The organism is Leptospira sarikeiensis (assembly GCF_004769615.1).
GTDB lineage: Bacteria > Spirochaetota > Leptospiria > Leptospirales > Leptospiraceae > Leptospira_B > Leptospira_B sarikeiensis.
Genome location: NZ_RQGF01000030.1, coordinates 188,669 through 205,855 on the forward strand (window position 1 = coordinate 188,669; position 17,187 = coordinate 205,855).

Below are 17,187 nucleotides of genomic sequence, written 5' to 3' on the forward strand. Positions count from 1 at the left end.
AAAACTATCCTTTTCAATGAACGAGTTTTTTAAAAAAGCCCATCTATTCTGTTTACTCGCTACGATCCCTTTGATCGGAGTTTCCGTAAGTCTCAGCCAAGGTTTCTTGGTACTTTCATTTTTTTTCGGTCTTGCAAAACTTTTCGGACAGAAAGAAGGAAAAGAATTAGCTAAGGGTGGTCTTCTCTTTCGACTTTCTCTTTCTCTCTTTGTATGGTATGGGATCGTCTTTTTAGTCCATTTGTTCTTAGAAGAGGACGCTAAGATATATTCGAAATCAGCTTGGAACGGAGAATTAAAGGACCTCTTCCTATTTTTCGGATTTCTATCTGTAGGAATTACTACAAAGGAAGATCTTCCCAAGATTTACAGATCCTTATTTTGGCTTTTTTTACTTTTAGTTTTTACCGGCATCATTGGAGGCTTTAGCCCAGTCCGTTTATCCAGATTGATCAGTGATCTTTACAAGGTATCTACTACATACAGATTCACTCATCCTCTAGGTTCCATTTCCTCCATTCCGCTTTATATTTCCATCGGGCTCATGAACACTCACCTCACCTTCGGGGGCCTTCTTCAGTTCTTTTCTGCGTTTGCAGTTTTCGGATTTCTAAAGACCCTAATGGATGGTGATCGTAAAAAGATCTTAATCTCAGGCGCTCTTTTGTTCTTATATTGTTTGGTTTTTTTACTCAACCAGGCTAGATCCAGCATGATTGGAGCTGGAGTGAGTATATCTTTAGCCGGTATCCATTTATTCTTTATTCGCAAAGAATTCTCCAAATCGTTCCTGATCAAAGGAGCTTCTCTCTTTTTCGGATTATTGTTATTGATCGGACTTGTCTTAGCATTTAGCCCTGCCGGGGAAAAAGTGATTGGACCTCTATTCGGAAAGGAAAAACATACGGATTCCGGAAGGACTTTTATCTGGGATTCCAGTTTTCCTTTAGTACAAAGTAATCCAATCTTCGGAGCAGGTCCCGGGAATTATAATCGTGAAATACAAAAAGTCAGACTCTCTCACTCCGAGGAATATCCAGAGCTATCCTATTTCTACGAAGTGACCCAAAGAGGGCATGCTCATAATGATTATTTTCATCTGGCATCAGTCTTTGGGATCCCTGCAGTTTTGATCTATTTGAGTATTGCCGGAGTATTATTAACATTTCTATTTCGTTCCAAGCAAGACTTTAAGATCATTCTATATTTCTATGGGCTTTTAGGCTTTTTTGTATCAGGACTATTCCAATGTTATTTTCAAGACGATGAGGTAGTGATCTTATTTTGGATCCTACTCGGACTTTTTGTTAAGGGAGAAACATCCGAATTAAAAAGAGATAGCGCATAAGTTTTTTCTTCTTCGATTTGGGAGTCCTTCTTCCGAGAAAAATTCTCTCTTAGATCTTTCATATTTCCTCTGGAGATCAGAATCTTCTATTGAATTCAATACGGAAAATAATATTTCCTCTGGCCAATGTAAGTTGGAATTTATAGATCTATAGCAGAAGTAAATCCCAAAGTCCTCATATTCTAATAAAATAACTCCAGAATTGGAGTTTAAACTTTGAGATAAAAAATAAACATTCTCATCCAAAGAAATACCCATTTTTTTAGGAAGTTCTCCTCTCTCCAAAACCCAGGCTTGCTTTGGCTCTCCTTCCGAAAGACCTGAATCAAATTCAGAATTATTCGGAAACAGAAAAGCCCCATCTCCAGCTATAAAGTATTCAGGGCGAAGGAAAAAAGCATTCTTACGGATCGCAGTTTTAAACTCAGCCATCAAATTAGATTTCGGGATTTTGAATGTTTCTCTACCGCTTCTTGAAAAAGATCTGATACCCAGCTCCTCTGCCCCTTCTTCAGGAAATTCCGACTTACCGCCGAAAAATCGAGAACTAATGGATTCGTAGTTCATAATGGATTTACAAACTTCAGATTGTTCCCATCTGTAAAACTGGATCCAGCGAAACCAATCAAAACCGATTTCTAAGAAAGATCCAGTATTAGAAGTGCCGGATCTACAAATCGATTTATTTAAGGGATCATATATGTATCCTTCATTAAACGGTGCTTGATCAAAACTCGTAACAGAGTTTGAGTAATTTCGGATCCTTTCCCATTCTTCCTTAAATGCATTAGCCACCCTCGGATCCTTTGTCCTTATGAAAATTTCCCGATTGGAATCTCTTGCACTTAAAGAATAATTATAAGAACCGGTCAAAACTTCCAGATCATCCAATATCATACTTTTATGATGCAGTAAGCCTCCCTTTCCAATGACAGGATCGTCCAAAATATCTTCGTTCCCGTCCTCTAAGATCTCGGGAACATTAAATTGAGAAAGAAATTCTCCTTCAGGGTCGATCGGACGATTATAAACCCCGCTTAGAACTTCAGGATTCGATCTTAGAAGAGCTAAACTTAAGACGGGATCGTAATGATCAAATATCAGATATCTAATGGAATGTTTGGCCGAAAGAACAGAATCAAACATTCGATTCTGTATAAAGTTTCCTTCTAAAGGCGAATTCCAAAATTCCAACCCAGCGATTCTTAATTTTGGATAAGGGTATTCTTCTCTTAAAAAGCTAAGGAATTCACCCCATTGTTTTCGATCTAATCTAAACTCCAAATATCCGTTTAGATCCCTTTCTAAACCGTAATGAGTGAAGTTCCCCGTTCCTAAAAAAACAAGATTTTCATCGGAAACCAAAACCTTAGTATGCTGTAAACCGCTCCCCTTCCAATATTTTAGAAATGGAAGAAGTGCAATCGGGTATTGCTTCCCCCATTCTCCCATAAGTTCCAAACGAACACCTCTTCGATTTGAATTCAATAATTCCGCCTCGATTTCAGGATCATCGAATGAATAGATATGCATGTAGATAGAATGTTTTGTTTCTTTGATGATCCTAAGTATTTCATCCCGGACATTTCGTTTTTTCGAATCTGGGGTAAATCTTCCCGGGTAAGAAAAAAATACCTTAGGATAAAGATCTTCTTCCCAAAATAGATCTAGATCATTTTCGGTTTTTTCGCAATCGATCAAGACGAGAACAGTTGCAAGTAAGCTGAATATTTTCTTCATTTCCAAGCAGCTCCTATCTTAAGAAGAAGATACCATTGCTTTAGTCCTGTCTCGAAATCTGATTCAAATCCTCCAAGGTCTAGTTCTAACTTTGTGTTTTCTTCTGGTAAGGGTTTCCAAATGATCTGTAGTCCTGCTTCTCTGATCCATTGATTTCCTAAAATGGACTTAGACGCGCTCCAAGATCCTGAGGAAGAAATGTCCTCCTTCAAGAATGAGATATATGTGAAGTGGAGTGAGGAGAATATTCCGAAAATATCAAATTCATATCGAACTCCTAAGAATGCTGCAGGTCGTTTTCCAGGAAATTTTGTATCTTCTCTTTCTAAACCTCTTTCAGTGATCCAAGAAGAAGGGTAAAATCCCCAGACCTGTTGTAAGAGAGGATTTGATATAGGGGAAGATCCCATTCCCACAAATCCTAGTTCTAAAATTTCTCCATTTGAAGATCGTTTTTCACGATCAGGTAAGAACCCGAAAAATGAAAGTTTCCCGTTCTTATTATAAAATCCTAGATCTAAACGAACTGCTTCTCCGCTGATTGGCAGAGATCTTTCAGGACGGTTCGGATGATATGCAGTCTTATCCAAACCTCTTGATAAAAATAAGTCACTGGACAAATAGAAATATTTCCAAACGAAACCGATCCCAAACTTCCATTCTACTAAGTAGTCACGATCCCCTTCTATCGTTTCTGATCTAGATTCTTTTGTATCAGATCCGAATCTTCCCCAATCTCCTAAAGACAGATATCTCACTCTGAATTGATATAAGACCCGATCGTCTCTGTTTCCTGACACAGTAAATCCGGCACGATATCTGGACTCGGAATAAAAGGAAGAATTTGTCTCTTGAACCAGTTCATCTCTTGCAATCTTAGGAAGAAAATTTCCTCTTCCTTGCAACTTCAACCATTGGTTTTCAAAAAGTGGAAACCCCCTATATAGATCTAGAAGATCAAAACGAACACGGATCCGATTTGTCTCTGTCTCTACAAAAATCCCTTCTACTCCATCCTTCCATCCTACCCATGCGGGAAACGTTTTAGGATCCGATTTTCTTCCAAGACCCCAGAGAAAGTTTTTGTATAGGATCCCGAAGTAAGCGTTCTCTCCTGGCAAAAACAGAAGCCCAGACATATTCACAGTCACAACTGTCCAGTCTAGATTGATCTGGAATTTTTCAGAATGATTCTCATACAGAAACCGGATCATAGCCGGTTGACTGATCCCAGAAATTTTAGAAGGTCCTTTCTCTTCCGAGATCCTTCCTTGGGTTCGAAATAAGATCCATTGAAAATAAACTTCCAAATTAGAAGTTTTTGGATTTGGATCCGCAAACAATTCCACTGAAATAAAAAACAACGCGATTAAGATGAGTATCTTCATCACTCACCTCTTATTCCGTAAAGCCAGGATGAGCTTCAGTTAAAGTACAGGAAGGATCACGAAATGGTTTTCCTAAGTATTGGCTCGTTTCCCAACTTCTTACTCCAGAATTTATCTTTGAATATGCAGATTTTCTGATCTTATTGCGAGTATCGTTAACTCCAGGACCTGAAGAAGAGTATTGAAATTCATCCCAAAGTTCTCCGGAATTTGGATCATAGATCCTTAAAGTAGTGATCCCAGTTATGGGAAGACTAAAGTTTGTATCCTTCCAGAATTCAGTCTCCGGAAAACAAACCGAATTTCCCGAAGAAAGAAGTGTAAGACCTTCCTTTTCTATTGGGACCAGAATGGAAACAACCGCACCGTTTGACTGAATGATTTCTAAGAAGGCAGAAGAAGGAGGATCTGAACCTTCGGATACAAATTCTAAAAATCTGTCTTTAGAGATCGCTTCCGTTCCTTTATAGGAACCCATCCAGGAAACTTCAGAGAAACGAACGGACTGAGAACTTCCATTTATTTCACAAGACTTGCGAGAAATAGAAGTCCTAGGATTTTCCAGATCGATTTGTTTTTTAGTAGGTTCTTTGGAGTAAGGATGAATAGAAACATTTCCATTCTCGAAACAAAAGCTTACATTCTGACCATTCGTCTTTTCAGAAATGACCCTTGTCGGGATCCCTCTGGCAGTTCGAAATACTCCATCCCAAAGTTTCTTTTCTTTACCGAAACCTGAAATTTTTACCGGGTCAATCGGATGAACAGAACCAAAATTTTTTAAGAAAAAAGAACTCTCCCCCAATAGTATAGGAAGATTACCTATACTCAAAAGATCATTCGGGCGAATCTTTTTGGAAGGGAACGGATATGATTCGTTTCCCCATAAAACTCTTAAGCCGGAGAGATTACAAATTTTAGTACCTATATATAGGATCTCTAAATATTTCCAATCTTTCTGAAAATTCTCCTGAAAACGTAAACCGCTTGCATTCAGTTCTTCTAATACGAAATTTTCCGGATCACAAATGTCCTCTGCATCTAAGCCAACCTTATTCTGGATCCCAGGGTCCATACATAGACTGACTGGAATGTTGCAAGAAGAGAACCCATCCGACTTCCAAGAAATATATCTTTCCCCAAATAAATATCCACCTCCTGGAAGAGTTAGATCAAAATGATCTGCTTCTTTTTGAAGTAATATACTTCCTACTTTTTTTAGATCTCCCCATTTGATCCCAGGGATATAGATCTTTTCTAACTTGGAAGATTCTTCTCCATATACCCTTGTTTCTTTAGGCGAGATAAATCCTGTGGTCCCAGGAAGTTTTACCGAATTTCCGAGTATATTAAATTCTAATCCGGACTCACAAATCGGAAAAGGATGGGGATTATAGATCTCTATCCATCTTCCGATCGGAGAATTTGTTTCTCCAAAAACTTCAGAGATCTCCGGAATAACGGGCATACATTTCTCGAGACCTGCTTTATTCTTCTTTAAAATTTCATTTTTGATCTTCTCCTCTAAGCCATCCGAGAAAAAAGAAAACCCAAGATAGAACTCATGATTTGGAGAAGGGATTACTAAAAAAAAGGAAGTATCAGAAAGCGCAAATAGGCTGAATGTTTTTATGTGATTTTTTAGATTATACTCTTTCCTTGTCCATATTAAGTCTTCCTTTCCGGAAGTTTGAAAACTCTCTTCTCCAGCTAAAACAAATCTTATATTCTTAGTCTTTTGTTTGATAGAAGGAAGAGAGAAAACTCCTAATTTGTATTTAGAACCATCGGATAGATTGGAATCAAATTCGGATGCGAGCTCCGCATTTTTCCATGCAGAAAGGGTCCTTTCGATTTGAGCAAGACCTTCCTCTTCTACGCAGATCTCGATCTTATAATTCAGGTCCTCTCCTGAAATTAAGCAGGGATCATCATCCTTCGCCAAAAGAACGGAGATTAGTTCAGTTCTTTTGGCGAAGTCAGGCTCATATTGAAAACGGACTGATTTTTTCTTCTCCCATAAGAATAGATCTGTCGGAGCATCTTGCTTACAATTGTAATGAAGAATAGAATATAGAAATAGGCAGATTGCCGGAATGCTTAGTTTCATGGTTTCCTCCGGAACTGCCTGTCCGGGGAAAACCGAAATGGTTACGTTTTTTTATTCTTTCGGGTTAGAATTTTCCGGAATTGTTGCTCCGGAGTGAAAGTATTGATAGATTTTTTCTGCTAATGCTTCTCCAATCCCGGGAACTTTCATAAGTTCTACAACGTTCGCATCTTCTATCTTTTTCTGACCTGAGAAAGATCGGAGTAGAAGTTTACTTCTTTTCAAACCTATATCCGGGACTTCTCGAATGAGTCCAGTCAAGGCTTCTCGGTTTCTACGAGAACGATGATGTTCTACACCGAATCTATGTGCCTCGTCCCGCAAATGCCGTAAAAGTTTCATTGCAGGCGAGTTCATATCGAAACTATAAGGAGAAGATTCTCCCGGAAAATAGATCTCTTCTCTCTTCTTCGCAAGCCCTACCATAGGAAGATTTGCAGCACCTGCTTCTACTGCTGCCTCGCAAGCTTTTCCGAGCTGTGTAGGACCTCCATCGATCACGATTAGATCGGGTAGAACTCCGTCTTCGTTTATGATCCTTTGTAATCTTCTGGAAATTACCTCGTGCATCATTCCTGGATCGTTTATCCCTTCATAGCCACGAATATTATATTTTCTGTATCCTTGTTTAAAAGGTTTTCCTTCCACAAACATCACGCCGCTTGCGACAGGAAATGATCCTTGGAAATGAGAAATATCATAACATTCTATGATATGAGGAGGTTCCTTCAGTTGGAACATCTCCTGGATCTCTTTTAAAGCGGTTGTTTGGTCCTTATAATGAGTAGCAAGAAGTCTTTCCGTAAGACTAAGCTCCGCATTTTTCTCAGCGATCTTTAAGAGGGATTTTTTCTCTCCAGCTTTAGGAAATCTTAATTTAGGTCGGAACCCTGTCTTTTCTTGTAGGAAGTCCAACACAGTGTCCCCTTCTTCTTTTAATCCGAAAGACACCACGATGCTCGCTGGAATTAGAGCAGCATTCATATAATAGTCCCGGAAGAAGGAAGATAAAATTTCCTCCTCGGTAGAATTCTGGACCCCTTGGAGCGGAAATGACTTCTTATTATCTAAACGCCCGCCCCTAACTTCCATAAGAACCACCTGGCCCTCGTCTTCTTTACGTGCAAAAGCGATTACGTCTTCGTCTCCTCCGTCCATACTTACGACAGTTTGTTTTTGTCTAAAGATCTGAAGACGACCAAGCATATCCCTATACCTGGCCGCGATCTCGAATTCCAGTTTTCCAGAATATTCGTCCATACGTCGGGTAAGTTCGTTTGCTAAAATTTCTTTTTTCCCTTCTAAGAATTGGATGATCTGATTTACGATGACTGCGTATTCTTCCGTTGGAACAGTTCCTTGGCAAGGACCAAGACATCTTCCCATTTGAAAATTTAAACAAGGACGTTTGGGTTTAGGAAGTGGAAGTTTTTGTCTGACCTTTCGGATCGGAAAGATCCTTAGGATCACATCCAGAATTTCCCTCGTAGTCCTTACATCCGTATATGGTCCAAAGTATCTATCTCCATTGTCCTTGATCTTTCGAGTAATAAAGATCATAGGATACGGTTCCGAAAGAGAAACGCAGATATACGGATATTTTTTATCGTCCTTTAAACGGACATTATATCTAGGATTATGTTTTTTGATCAGGGTAGCTTCGAGGATCAAAGCTTCCTTTTCAGTGGAAGTCGCGATCCAATCCAGATCGAAGATCTCTCTTTGAAGATATCTTGTTTTTAGATCCGTTTGTTTTTCTTTTAGATAATTACGGATCCTTTTGTCTAGATTTTTTGCCTTACCTACATAGATCACTTCTCCTTCCGAATTCTTCCAAAGATAACATCCTGGAGAACCGGTCAGGTTTTTGAGTTTTTCTACGATCAGTGTATGATTGACTACTTCCGGCATAATGATCTAAATAATTCGACTTTCTAAAACGGACTTTTAGTATCCTTCTTCCCAATCTCCGGTGGGAGAGGATTTTCTTTTTAGACCTGCAGAAACCTTGGAAGCGGCTTTTCTTTTAGCTTTCCTCGCCTTATCCGCTTTCGCTTTTCTGATCTTAGCAAGTTTAGGGTCTTCTATCTTAGAAGTTTCTAAAATTTCAGCCTCTAATTTTTCGCAGAGTAAAACCCTGGCCTTGTATCGATTTAAGCCCTGGGTGCGGTGAATGGAACATTTAATTTCAAGCCCTGTCTTTTTATATAGAAGTCGGACGGCAGTCGAAACCTTATTTACGTTTTGACCTCCCTTTCCCCCGCTTCTAACAAAACTTTCTTCTATATCGGATTCTTTAATACCTAGCTTTTCCATTCTGGAAAGAAGTTGATTTTCCTTTTCGGGAGATACGGGAAATTTTGCGGCCATTTATCTGGTGAGAAATTCTTCCGGATCGAATTGACTGAAATAAGGGAATGGTTTTCCGGAATCATCCAAACATACATAGGTCACTCTACAATCTATGATCTCTCTTATTTCTTTTTTCGCCTGGTTTTTGGCAATGGCGGCACATCTGATCGTGATCGAACTTTTTCCCACTTTTTCTATTTTAGAAAAAATTTGAATGATCTCACCTAGTAGCCCCGGGCTTTTAAAAAGAACATTATCCATTGTTACCGTAACAAGATTCGAATATCCGATCTTTTCGATGACAAACATAGCACAACCTTCGTCGATCCATGCGAGCATCTGTCCTCCGAAAAGAAATCCGTGTTGGTTCAAATCTCTGGACATGACTATATGTTGGGTGCTTAATTCCATCCCTTGGATCTTTTCGTCTAAAAAAACTTCTACACTCATGATTTCCTCTTTAGTCGTTCGCTGCAGTGGAAGAAGGACATTCTTTTCTTAAGATGCAGGTTTCGCAAAATGTGCGATGGGCCTTACAATACTTTCTTCCCAAGAATATAAAATACAAGGACATATCCATCCAATACTCAGGTTGTATATTTTGCATTAGGTCCTTTTCCACTTTCACAGGATCGGATTGTTTAGTGAGTCCTAATTTTTTGGAGATACGTTTTACATGAGTATCTACTACGAATCCTTCCGAAATATGATGGATCTCGTTTAGGACCACATTTGCCGTTTTTCTTCCGATACCCGGAAGTTTAATCAGTTCCTTAATACTTTTTGGCAATTTGCCATCATACTCGTTCAAGAGAAGATTCGCAAAACCGGAAACTGACTTTGCCTTATTCTTATAAAAACCTGTAGAATAAATGAGTTTCTCTATCTTCTTTAAAGGTGCAGAAGCTAAAGATTCTAGTGTAGGAAATTCAGCAAAAAGAAGAGGAGTTACCTGGTTCACCCTTTCGTCCGTACATTGTGCGGAAAGGATTACTGAGATCGCAAATTCGTAGTCTTTGGAATATTGGAGAGGAGAAACTACGTCCCCGAATTCCTTCCGTAACAGGAAGTAAATTCGAGAAACATATTCGTGGTTCGCGGAAAACTTAGGCTTTAACTGCCTTTTTTTCGATTCCGACGTATTTTTTTGGGGCAAGTGCTTTTAGTGATTCGCCATTGTCTTTGATCGCAGCTTTGATCCCTTTTTTCTTTAAGGTTCTTAAAGCACGAGTAGAAATACGAACGGTTACCCAACGATTCTCATCTTCTAAGAAGATACGTTTCTTGATTAGGTTGATTTTCCAGGTTCTACGGGTTTTAAGGTGAGAGTGGGAAACATTGTTTCCGGATATCGTTCCTTTCCCTGTCACAACACATTTTCTGGCCATACTGCGACCATAATTTTCTTCTAGGTCGTTATGTCAAGGAATCGAAAAAGATTCGGGAAAAATCCTAATATTCTCCTCAATCCGCATCTATCGGGACCTTTTTCTTTAGGGTATCTAGGACATCCTCAGGGCTATCACAATACGTGATTAGGTCCAGATCCTGGGGATCAATAAGCCCATACTCTTTCATATTCTCCAAATTAAAGATATCATTCCAGAATTTGGTCCCATACAAAATGACCGGGATCTTCAGATTATTGCGGCCTGTTTGGATCAAAGTTAGGGTTTCGAATAATTCATCCACAGTTCCAAAGCCTCCCGGAAATGCGACCACCCCTTTGGATAATCTTAAAAACCAAAGTTTGCGCATAAAGAAATAATGAAATTCCACACTCACTTCCGGATCCACATAAGGGTTCACGAATTGTTCAAAGGGAAGACGAATATTCAAACCAAGGCTAGGTCCCCCTGCTTCTCTCGCACCACGATTCGCCGCCTCCATAATACCCGGCCCGCCTCCGGTGCAGACAGCCATTCTACTGGTCTCTTTGGAAATTTCTTTTCCCCAATTTGTAACCAGTCTTGCAGTTTCTCTGGCAGCTTCATAGTATGCGGACATTTCTTTCTGCTTTTGGAAAAACTTGAGTTCTTTCTCGGAAAGTTTTTTAGATCCTTTCTCCCTACATTCTTCAGGGCTTAAGATCCGAGCAGATCCGAATATACAGATCGTATCCTTAATTTTTCCATCCCTGAAAATCGACTGGGGATAGTCGATCTCAGCGAGTACTCTCAAATGAAATGCATCTATAGATCTTAAAAATTCATCATGTTCTAACGAGGTTCTTCCCATATCTCTTTCCTTTTTTTAGGGGAAGTTAGGCTTGCCTTTCCCAACTCTATCTATTAATCTGTTATACATATAGGACTCTTAGGCCCGTACTAAGACATTTTCCGAAAACCCGGGTTTGGCTTAAAGCCCTCTCTCCAAGAATGATCGGATTCAGAAGTTTAAAAGAAAAAATTTTCTCTCAGTTTTCCTCCTCTCGTTTCCATCTTTTTACAAAATGGGAAGCGGGAAAGATCCGACTCCAAAAAAGGATCGATCCTTACAGAACGAACGAAATTCAAAATGTACAACTTCGGAATTTAGACGGGGAAGATTCCCAAACTTCAGACGATTGGTCCGAAAATCTTCCTCCATTCTCATTTACCGAAACCGAATCGGAAGAAGTTTTTCCGAACGCAAAACGAAAACAAACTAGGATCCGAAAGCATAAGGTCTCGATCTGGTCCCTTCTATTTTTTCTTCCTTGGAAAAACAGGATCCAAGGATCGGAGCCTTCTTTTCGTTCCTTTTTTCCTGGAGAAGATCTGTTTCTCCCGGAACGAAATAAAAAGTCCCGTAAAAGTGAAAGCCCTCCTCTTCGAAACAAACCGTATTTCTGGGAAGTTTGGTTTCCTCAGACAAGTACTCTCACTCTTTCTCCTCTTGTAATTTGGGAGACCTCGGTTCCTTTCGATCTGTTCCAGGATTGTTTACCTGAATCTATTCTTCCTGTAGGAGAGCCGGGAAAATGGAAGGTACGAATACACTCTATGAGGGTTCTATCTCATCAGGTTGGAATATTATACGAGGACAATTACCCGAGTCCGAATCGAGTCTATCGAACGGAAGTTTGGGTTTATGGACATACTAAAGAAGAAGAAATAGATCCAGAAAGACCGAAACTTTTCCCACTCGGTGTTTGGATCTCTCCCGGATTCTTAAAAGAAGAAGATCCAAGGCTCAGACAGGGTCTTCCTTTTAGAAGTGGGGAAACATATTGGAAGATTGAAGGGGAAACATTGAGGATCGGGCTCAGAGATAAAGAATGGGTTTGGAAACCTGCAAAAGAAACGGTTCCTTTCGCAACTATATTAGAAAGTCCTCATATATTCTTAGGAAAAGCCTATCATAATTTAGAATCCGAATCTTATTCAAGAGATAGACAGATTGCTTACTTATTTAAAAGAGCGATCAGTTCGGATCCTGAATTGCTCCAACGTTCCAGGCCTAAACGAAATCTTTCCTCGGTTTCTCCAAAGCCCAATCGGATATAACCTTCCGTCTCGAAATCTGCAGAAGGTAATACAAAAATTCCCGCTTTTTCATACAGAAGATCGGAGAATTTGCGAGAGTCCAAACCGGCCTGCAATTTTGCAAAACCAACCACACCTCCTCTGGGTGGCTGAAAAGATTCGATCCCAAAAAGACTAGTAGCCTTTTCCGAAAAACTATCTATATTCTTTCTTAGAGAATTACGGATCTTAGCTTGTAGTTCTTTTCTGTTTTGTAAAAGTTTCAAAGTTAAAAATTCAGAGATCGGAGAAACTGTATGAGTGAGATAATCCTTCATGGATCTTGCTTTCTGGATCCAATCTTTAGGCCCGATCAACCAACCGATCCTAAGTCCCATCACTCCGAAACATTTTGTAATAGAACCTGTAGAGATTGACTTTTCAGAAATTCCGATCCCGCTCCAACCTAGATCTTCCTCATCCGAAAGAAATCTATAATGTTCATCGAATAAGATCCAATTCGAAAAATTTTTAGCGAGACGTTGGAGTTCTAACTGATCTTCTTTTTCAGCGATGATACCTGTAGGATTATGGGGATGATTGAAAATGATAAGTTCAGGAGAATTTTGAAATAGAAATTCTAGATTCTTTTTTCCGAATCCAAGTTGTTTGGATTCCAATCTGGATAGAAGATCTACTTTCTGAAGATTCGCTCCGAGAGATTTAGGAACTTCATACAAAGCCTGGAATGCTGGCCAAAAAAGAGAGACAAGATCTCCTTTTTGTAGAAGAAGATGAAATGCGATAAAGAGAGCCTCTCCAGTTCCTGTAGTCACAAGAACCTGATCCGGAGAAATATTTTTATAAAGTTTCGAGATCTCTTCTCTCAGATCTTTGCGGCCCGAGTTAGGAGAATCCGCTAAGGATAATTCTCCTAATTCTCTCAGATCTAAACGTAAATATTCGGAAAGCTCTTTTAGAGTTAGATTTCGGATCCCACTTTCTCCTAAATTGCAAGGAGCCTCAGTTCGAAATTTCTCCAAACGATCTTCTATGAAAAATTCTCTTAAATCCACAAAATACCTTTTTTCGATCTTGCTATAGCATTGCCTAAAGTCGCGAATTTTTTCACGCAGAGTCGCAAAGACGCGGAGAGATTTTTTTAACTCCGTGTGCTCTGTGCGAAAAATTGAATGGAATGGAACTTCGAGGATAGAAAGAGATTATTAAAGAAAAGATATAGGTTCCGAATTTGCGACAGGGATCGCAGCGGAAATCCGGCGGCGCGCTATGAAATGGCGAGCCGCTGATTGTAGCGTAGAGCCCGGCCCGAGCAAAGCGAGCGGGTCGCCAAAGCCTCTTCAGGACAGAAGCAAGGCGAAAGCCCCGAAAAAGGAAAGTAAAAAGAGTCCCAAAAGGATCCAACCGAGCCACGCAAGAAAGAACCTGAGATCTTTCAGAGCGAATAGGATCTGCTCCGGGTCCTTCTCTTCTAAGGCCAGAGATTTTCTAAAAGAAAGAGAGGCTCCGTATCCCAAAATCCCCAAGATAAAAAATAAAACCGCAGAAACCGCTTGGACCAGTATCTTGCCTGGAGTATCTTTTAGAAAGGCTCCGAATGTTAAAATTCCGGAAAGTAAAAACAGAAGAAAGGAAATGTTCCTTAAAACGGCTCGAAGAGAGTCTAGTTCCCTATGTTGTTCGCGGGAAATTTCATTAGATTCCATACTTATAGAATCGGCGAAAAAACGTCTTGAACCAGGAAGAACTAGATTTTTTATTCCAAGTATAGGGTGAACTAGAGATACAAATGAGCGCAGAATCCTACATAGAGTCCTGGACCAAGACCCCATTTTCTCCCCAGGTGCAAAAAGAAGCCAAAACCATTCTAGATCGTTATAAAAAGGGAGAAACAAACGGTCTAGAAATCGAATCCTATACGGTTCCTTTGGAATTCGGGACCGGAGGTATGAGAGGAAGGATCGGGAACGGGATCGGAAGAATGAACGAATTCACCGTCGGAAAGGCCGCACTCGGTTTTTCCAGATATCTGGTGAAGAAAGCAAAAAAACCGATCTTAGTCATCGCATACGATTCCAGAAGAAGATCCAGAGAATTCGCGGAAGTGACAGCAGGAGTCGCTGCGTCTTTCGGGATCAAAGTGATCCTATTTTCAGAAGTAGCCCCTACACCACTTCTTTCTTATGCAGTTCGTTATTATAAGGCAACCGGAGGGGTGGTTCTGACTGCTTCTCATAACCCGCCTGAGTACAATGGATTCAAAGCATATCTTTCCAAGGGAGAACAACTTGCTCCACCGGATGATAAGAAGATCATCTCTCTGATTGAAAAGGTCCAGGATTGGAATGAGATCCCATTTCTTTCTCCAAAAGATCCTAAGTATAAAAAGTTAGTACAGAAAGCGGGAGCGGATTGTTTTTCTACTTATTTAAAGGCACTCAAAAAGTCCGGGATCGTATCTTCTAAGGTAACCGCAAAAGAAAGATCTCAAACGAAATTAGTTTATTCTCCTTTGCATGGAACCGGAGGAGTTTATATGAAAAAACTTCTCCAAGATTTCGGGTATAAGAACGTAACCTTAGTTCCGGAACAAAAAGATCCGGATGGAGAATTCCCTACGGTAAAATTCCCGAACCCTGAAGAGCCGGAAGCATTAGAGCTTAGCCGTAAACTTTCCGAAAAGATCGGAGCGGATGCATTCATCGCAACTGACCCTGACGCGGACAGACTCGGGATCGGAGTGAAAAACAAACAAGGATCTTATACTCTTTTAAACGGAAACCAAATCGGTTCAATCCTTGCTGCTTATCTCGCGGAAAAAGTAGGAGCAAAACCGAAAAAAGGTAAAAAGCCCGTCCTAGTCAAAACTGTTGTGACCACGGATCTTCAGGCAGAAATTGCGAAGAAGAATAAGATCGCTCTTAAGAATGTTCTGACAGGTTTCAAGTTCATCGCAGAAGTGATGGGAAAACTGGATAAAAGTAAAACCCAGTATTTCTTATTCGGAGGAGAAGAATCCTACGGATATCTTCCTGTGGATTTTGTAAGAGATAAGGATAGTTTATCCTCTGCTCTACTTCTGATGGAAGTTTTGTCCGAAAAAAAAGATCTTCTTTCTTATATGGATGAGATCTATTTAAAATACGGTCTCTATCAGGAAAGTTTAAAATCTCTGACTTTGGAAGGGCTTGCAGGAAAGAAGAAGATCCAGGATTCTCTTGGGTCCCTACGCGCAACTGACCTGATCGGAAAAACCATCGGAAAAAGAAAAGTTACAGGCTTTTTGGACTTTAAGACCAAAACAGCAAAAGGAAGCGCTTCCAAATCCGCATTTTCCGGCCTACCTTCTTCCGATGTGATCCAATTAGAATTGGAAGGCCAGGCAAAACTTACGATCCGACCTTCAGGCACTGAACCTAAAATCAAAATTTACTCTTCCTTCAAAAGTACAACCGCTCCTAAAACAAAGAGCGACATCCAGAAAATTACTGGGACTCTATTAGAAGAGATTAAAGAAACCGAATCCTTATTTTTACAATTGGCAGGTTTATCATGAACGAAACAGCATCCGATTTTTTACAGACCAAAGAACTTTCAGACAAATACCTGCTAGATCTATTCAATCGTTACCCTGTAGCATTTCGTTACGGAGTGAATGAGTTATTATTCGATCAGAACAATAAACAGTATATCGACTTCTTAGCCGGGGTTGCAGTAACCAATCTAGGCCATAGCGATCCGGATATTATAGAAGCGATCCGGAACCAGATCGACAGGCTCATGCATACTTCTAACTGGTTTTATTCGGAAGAAGCAGCCAAACTCGCAGAACTTCTAGTCCTAAATACATTCCCAGGAAAAGTATTCTTATGTAATTCCGGAACGGAAGCGATAGAAGCAGCCTTTAAATTAGCAAGAGCTTATTCTGAGCAAAAACAGATCCATGATCCGATCATAATTTCTTTGCAAAAAAGTTTCCACGGAAGATCCGTTTCTGCGATCAGCTTAACCGGTCAGAAAAAACTACATACAGGATTTGGAAAACTTTTAGATGGGATTGAATTCGTAACTCCAAACGACGAAGAAGAACTCGTTGCTGCTTTCGAAAGATTCGCAGGCAGAGTGGTAGCATTCATCGCAGAACCGATCCTAGGAGAAAGTGGGATCATTCCTCTCTCTCATGGATATATGAATCTTGTGAGAGAATTGACTCTCGAAAACGAGGCTCTTCTCATCCTGGATGAGATCCAAACAGGCTTTGGAAGAACAGGTACAATGTTCGCATTTGAAACCTACGGATTTTCTCCGGATGTGATGACATTGGCGAAGGGACTCGGTTCCGGATTTCCGATCGGCGCATTGGTAGTCGCTGAAAAATACCAAAACGTTCTAGCAAAGGGAACTCATGGAACCACTTATGGTGGAAATCATCTGGCTGCAGCAATCGCTTACGAAACGATCCGGATCATCCAAACCAGAGACATTCTTGCAAACGTAAATTCTTGTTCTGAGATCGCGTTCAGTCGTTTGGATCAGATCAAACAGAATAATAAGATCGTAAAAGAGATCCGTGGAAAAGGACTTCATATCGGAGTAGAATTAACAGTTCCATCCAGACCAATTGCGGAACAATGTCTAGAAAAAGGACTGATCGTAAATGCAACTGGGGACACGGTCATCCGGGTCATGCCTCCTCTTACGATCTCCGCGCAGTATTTAAACGAAGGACTGGATATTTTAGAATCAGTTCTTTCAGAAGCAAACCAACAGAAATAAAAAAGG

15 protein-coding genes are annotated in these 17,187 nt (G+C 40.1%); 4 read left to right on the forward strand and 11 right to left on the reverse strand.

The annotated features are described in order from the left end of the window. The first annotated feature begins 16 nt into the window (after window positions 1–16). The gene (locus EHQ64_RS15800) at window positions 17–1,348 is read left to right on the forward strand and encodes an O-antigen ligase family protein (RefSeq protein WP_167882421.1); all 1,332 of its coding nucleotides are present in this window, start codon (window positions 17–19) and stop codon (window positions 1,346–1,348) included. Here the strand turns inward: EHQ64_RS15800 and EHQ64_RS15805 are convergent. The 9 genes from EHQ64_RS15805 to EHQ64_RS15845 form a co-directional block, all read right to left on the reverse strand. After that, window positions 1,328–3,088 (reverse strand): phospholipase D-like domain-containing protein, encoded by a 1,761-nt coding sequence (locus EHQ64_RS15805; protein ID WP_135650769.1) that lies wholly within the window; start codon window positions 3,086–3,088, stop codon window positions 1,328–1,330. The two genes, EHQ64_RS15800 and EHQ64_RS15805, sit on opposite strands and share 21 nt — an antisense overlap. Next, window positions 3,085–4,476, reverse strand: a complete 1,392-nt coding sequence (locus EHQ64_RS15810) for an LA_2168 family protein (RefSeq protein WP_135650770.1) — start codon at window positions 4,474–4,476, stop codon at window positions 3,085–3,087. The genes EHQ64_RS15805 and EHQ64_RS15810 overlap by 4 nt, the downstream gene beginning before the upstream one ends. Before the next feature lie 10 nt (window positions 4,477–4,486). Next, window positions 4,487–6,586, reverse strand: coding sequence for an LIC11755 family lipoprotein (locus tag EHQ64_RS15815; RefSeq protein ID WP_135650771.1), 2,100 nt, complete (start codon window positions 6,584–6,586; stop codon window positions 4,487–4,489). A 51-nt stretch (window positions 6,587–6,637) separates the two neighbouring features. Next, complete coding sequence (uvrC, locus tag EHQ64_RS15820) at window positions 6,638–8,497, reverse strand: excinuclease ABC subunit UvrC (RefSeq protein WP_135650772.1); 1,860 nt, start codon at window positions 8,495–8,497, stop codon at window positions 6,638–6,640. Window positions 8,498–8,533: 36 nt separating this feature from the next. Next, a complete protein-coding gene (locus tag EHQ64_RS15825; RefSeq protein ID WP_135650773.1) occupies window positions 8,534–8,956 on the reverse strand; it encodes a peptide chain release factor family protein in 423 nt (140 codons plus the stop codon). Continuing rightward, on the reverse strand, window positions 8,957–9,388 hold the full coding sequence (locus tag EHQ64_RS15830; RefSeq protein ID WP_135650774.1) for an acyl-CoA thioesterase: 432 nt from the start codon (window positions 9,386–9,388) through the stop codon (window positions 8,957–8,959). Between the two features lie 10 nt (window positions 9,389–9,398). Next, complete coding sequence (locus EHQ64_RS15835; protein WP_135650775.1) at window positions 9,399–10,094, reverse strand: endonuclease III domain-containing protein; 696 nt, start codon at window positions 10,092–10,094, stop codon at window positions 9,399–9,401. Further along, complete coding sequence (rpmB, locus tag EHQ64_RS15840) at window positions 10,045–10,326, reverse strand: 50S ribosomal protein L28 (RefSeq protein ID WP_135650776.1); 282 nt, start codon at window positions 10,324–10,326, stop codon at window positions 10,045–10,047. The genes EHQ64_RS15835 and rpmB overlap by 50 nt, the downstream gene beginning before the upstream one ends. A gap of 76 nt (window positions 10,327–10,402) precedes the next feature. Next, on the reverse strand, window positions 10,403–11,176 hold the full coding sequence (locus EHQ64_RS15845; RefSeq protein ID WP_135650777.1) for an LOG family protein: 774 nt from the start codon (window positions 11,174–11,176) through the stop codon (window positions 10,403–10,405). A 140-nt stretch (window positions 11,177–11,316) separates the two neighbouring features. Between EHQ64_RS15845 and EHQ64_RS15850 the strand changes: the two genes are divergently transcribed. Then, a complete protein-coding gene (locus EHQ64_RS15850) occupies window positions 11,317–12,426 on the forward strand; it encodes a hypothetical protein (RefSeq protein ID WP_135650778.1) in 1,110 nt (369 codons plus the stop codon). Here the strand turns inward: EHQ64_RS15850 and EHQ64_RS15855 are convergent. Continuing rightward, window positions 12,324–13,460, reverse strand: coding sequence for a pyridoxal phosphate-dependent aminotransferase (locus EHQ64_RS15855; protein ID WP_135650779.1), 1,137 nt, complete (start codon window positions 13,458–13,460; stop codon window positions 12,324–12,326). The genes EHQ64_RS15850 and EHQ64_RS15855 overlap by 103 nt on opposite strands. A 285-nt stretch (window positions 13,461–13,745) precedes the next feature. Continuing rightward, the gene (locus tag EHQ64_RS15860) at window positions 13,746–14,111 is read right to left on the reverse strand and encodes a hypothetical protein (protein WP_135650780.1); all 366 of its coding nucleotides are present in this window, start codon (window positions 14,109–14,111) and stop codon (window positions 13,746–13,748) included. An 83-nt stretch (window positions 14,112–14,194) separates the two neighbouring features. On the opposite strand from EHQ64_RS15860, the gene EHQ64_RS15865 reads away from it, so the two are divergent. Together EHQ64_RS15865 and EHQ64_RS15870 are read left to right on the forward strand one after the other, a co-directional pair. After that, a complete protein-coding gene (locus EHQ64_RS15865; RefSeq protein ID WP_135650781.1) occupies window positions 14,195–15,961 on the forward strand; it encodes a phospho-sugar mutase in 1,767 nt (588 codons plus the stop codon). Beyond that, on the forward strand, window positions 15,958–17,181 hold the full coding sequence (locus tag EHQ64_RS15870; protein ID WP_135650782.1) for an aspartate aminotransferase family protein: 1,224 nt from the start codon (window positions 15,958–15,960) through the stop codon (window positions 17,179–17,181). Before EHQ64_RS15865 ends, EHQ64_RS15870 begins: the two co-directional genes overlap by 4 nt. Window positions 17,182–17,187 lie beyond the last annotated feature (6 nt).

Bases quoted from the DNA above. Each gene is read 5' to 3' on its own strand.
- EHQ64_RS15800 (WP_167882421.1), top strand. From the start codon at position 17: ATGAACGAGTTTTTTAAAAAAGCCCATCTATTCTGTTTACTCGCTACG.
- EHQ64_RS15805 (WP_135650769.1), bottom strand. From the start codon at position 3,088: ATGAAGAAAATATTCAGCTTACTTGCAACTGTTCTCGTCTTGATCGAT.
- EHQ64_RS15810 (WP_135650770.1), bottom strand. From the start codon at position 4,476: ATGAAGATACTCATCTTAATCGCGTTGTTTTTTATTTCAGTGGAATTG.
- EHQ64_RS15815 (WP_135650771.1), bottom strand. From the start codon at position 6,586: ATGAAACTAAGCATTCCGGCAATCTGCCTATTTCTATATTCTATTCTT.
- uvrC (WP_135650772.1), bottom strand. From the start codon at position 8,497: ATGCCGGAAGTAGTCAATCATACACTGATCGTAGAAAAACTCAAAAAC.
- EHQ64_RS15825 (WP_135650773.1), bottom strand. From the start codon at position 8,956: ATGGCCGCAAAATTTCCCGTATCTCCCGAAAAGGAAAATCAACTTCTT.
- EHQ64_RS15830 (WP_135650774.1), bottom strand. From the start codon at position 9,388: ATGAGTGTAGAAGTTTTTTTAGACGAAAAGATCCAAGGGATGGAATTA.
- rpmB (WP_135650776.1), bottom strand. From the start codon at position 10,326: ATGGCCAGAAAATGTGTTGTGACAGGGAAAGGAACGATATCCGGAAAC.
- EHQ64_RS15845 (WP_135650777.1), bottom strand. From the start codon at position 11,176: ATGGGAAGAACCTCGTTAGAACATGATGAATTTTTAAGATCTATAGAT.
- EHQ64_RS15850 (WP_135650778.1), top strand. From the start codon at position 11,317: ATGATCGGATTCAGAAGTTTAAAAGAAAAAATTTTCTCTCAGTTTTCC.
- EHQ64_RS15860 (WP_135650780.1), bottom strand. From the start codon at position 14,111: ATGGAATCTAATGAAATTTCCCGCGAACAACATAGGGAACTAGACTCT.
- EHQ64_RS15865 (WP_135650781.1), top strand. From the start codon at position 14,195: ATGAGCGCAGAATCCTACATAGAGTCCTGGACCAAGACCCCATTTTCT.
- EHQ64_RS15870 (WP_135650782.1), top strand. From the start codon at position 15,958: ATGAACGAAACAGCATCCGATTTTTTACAGACCAAAGAACTTTCAGAC.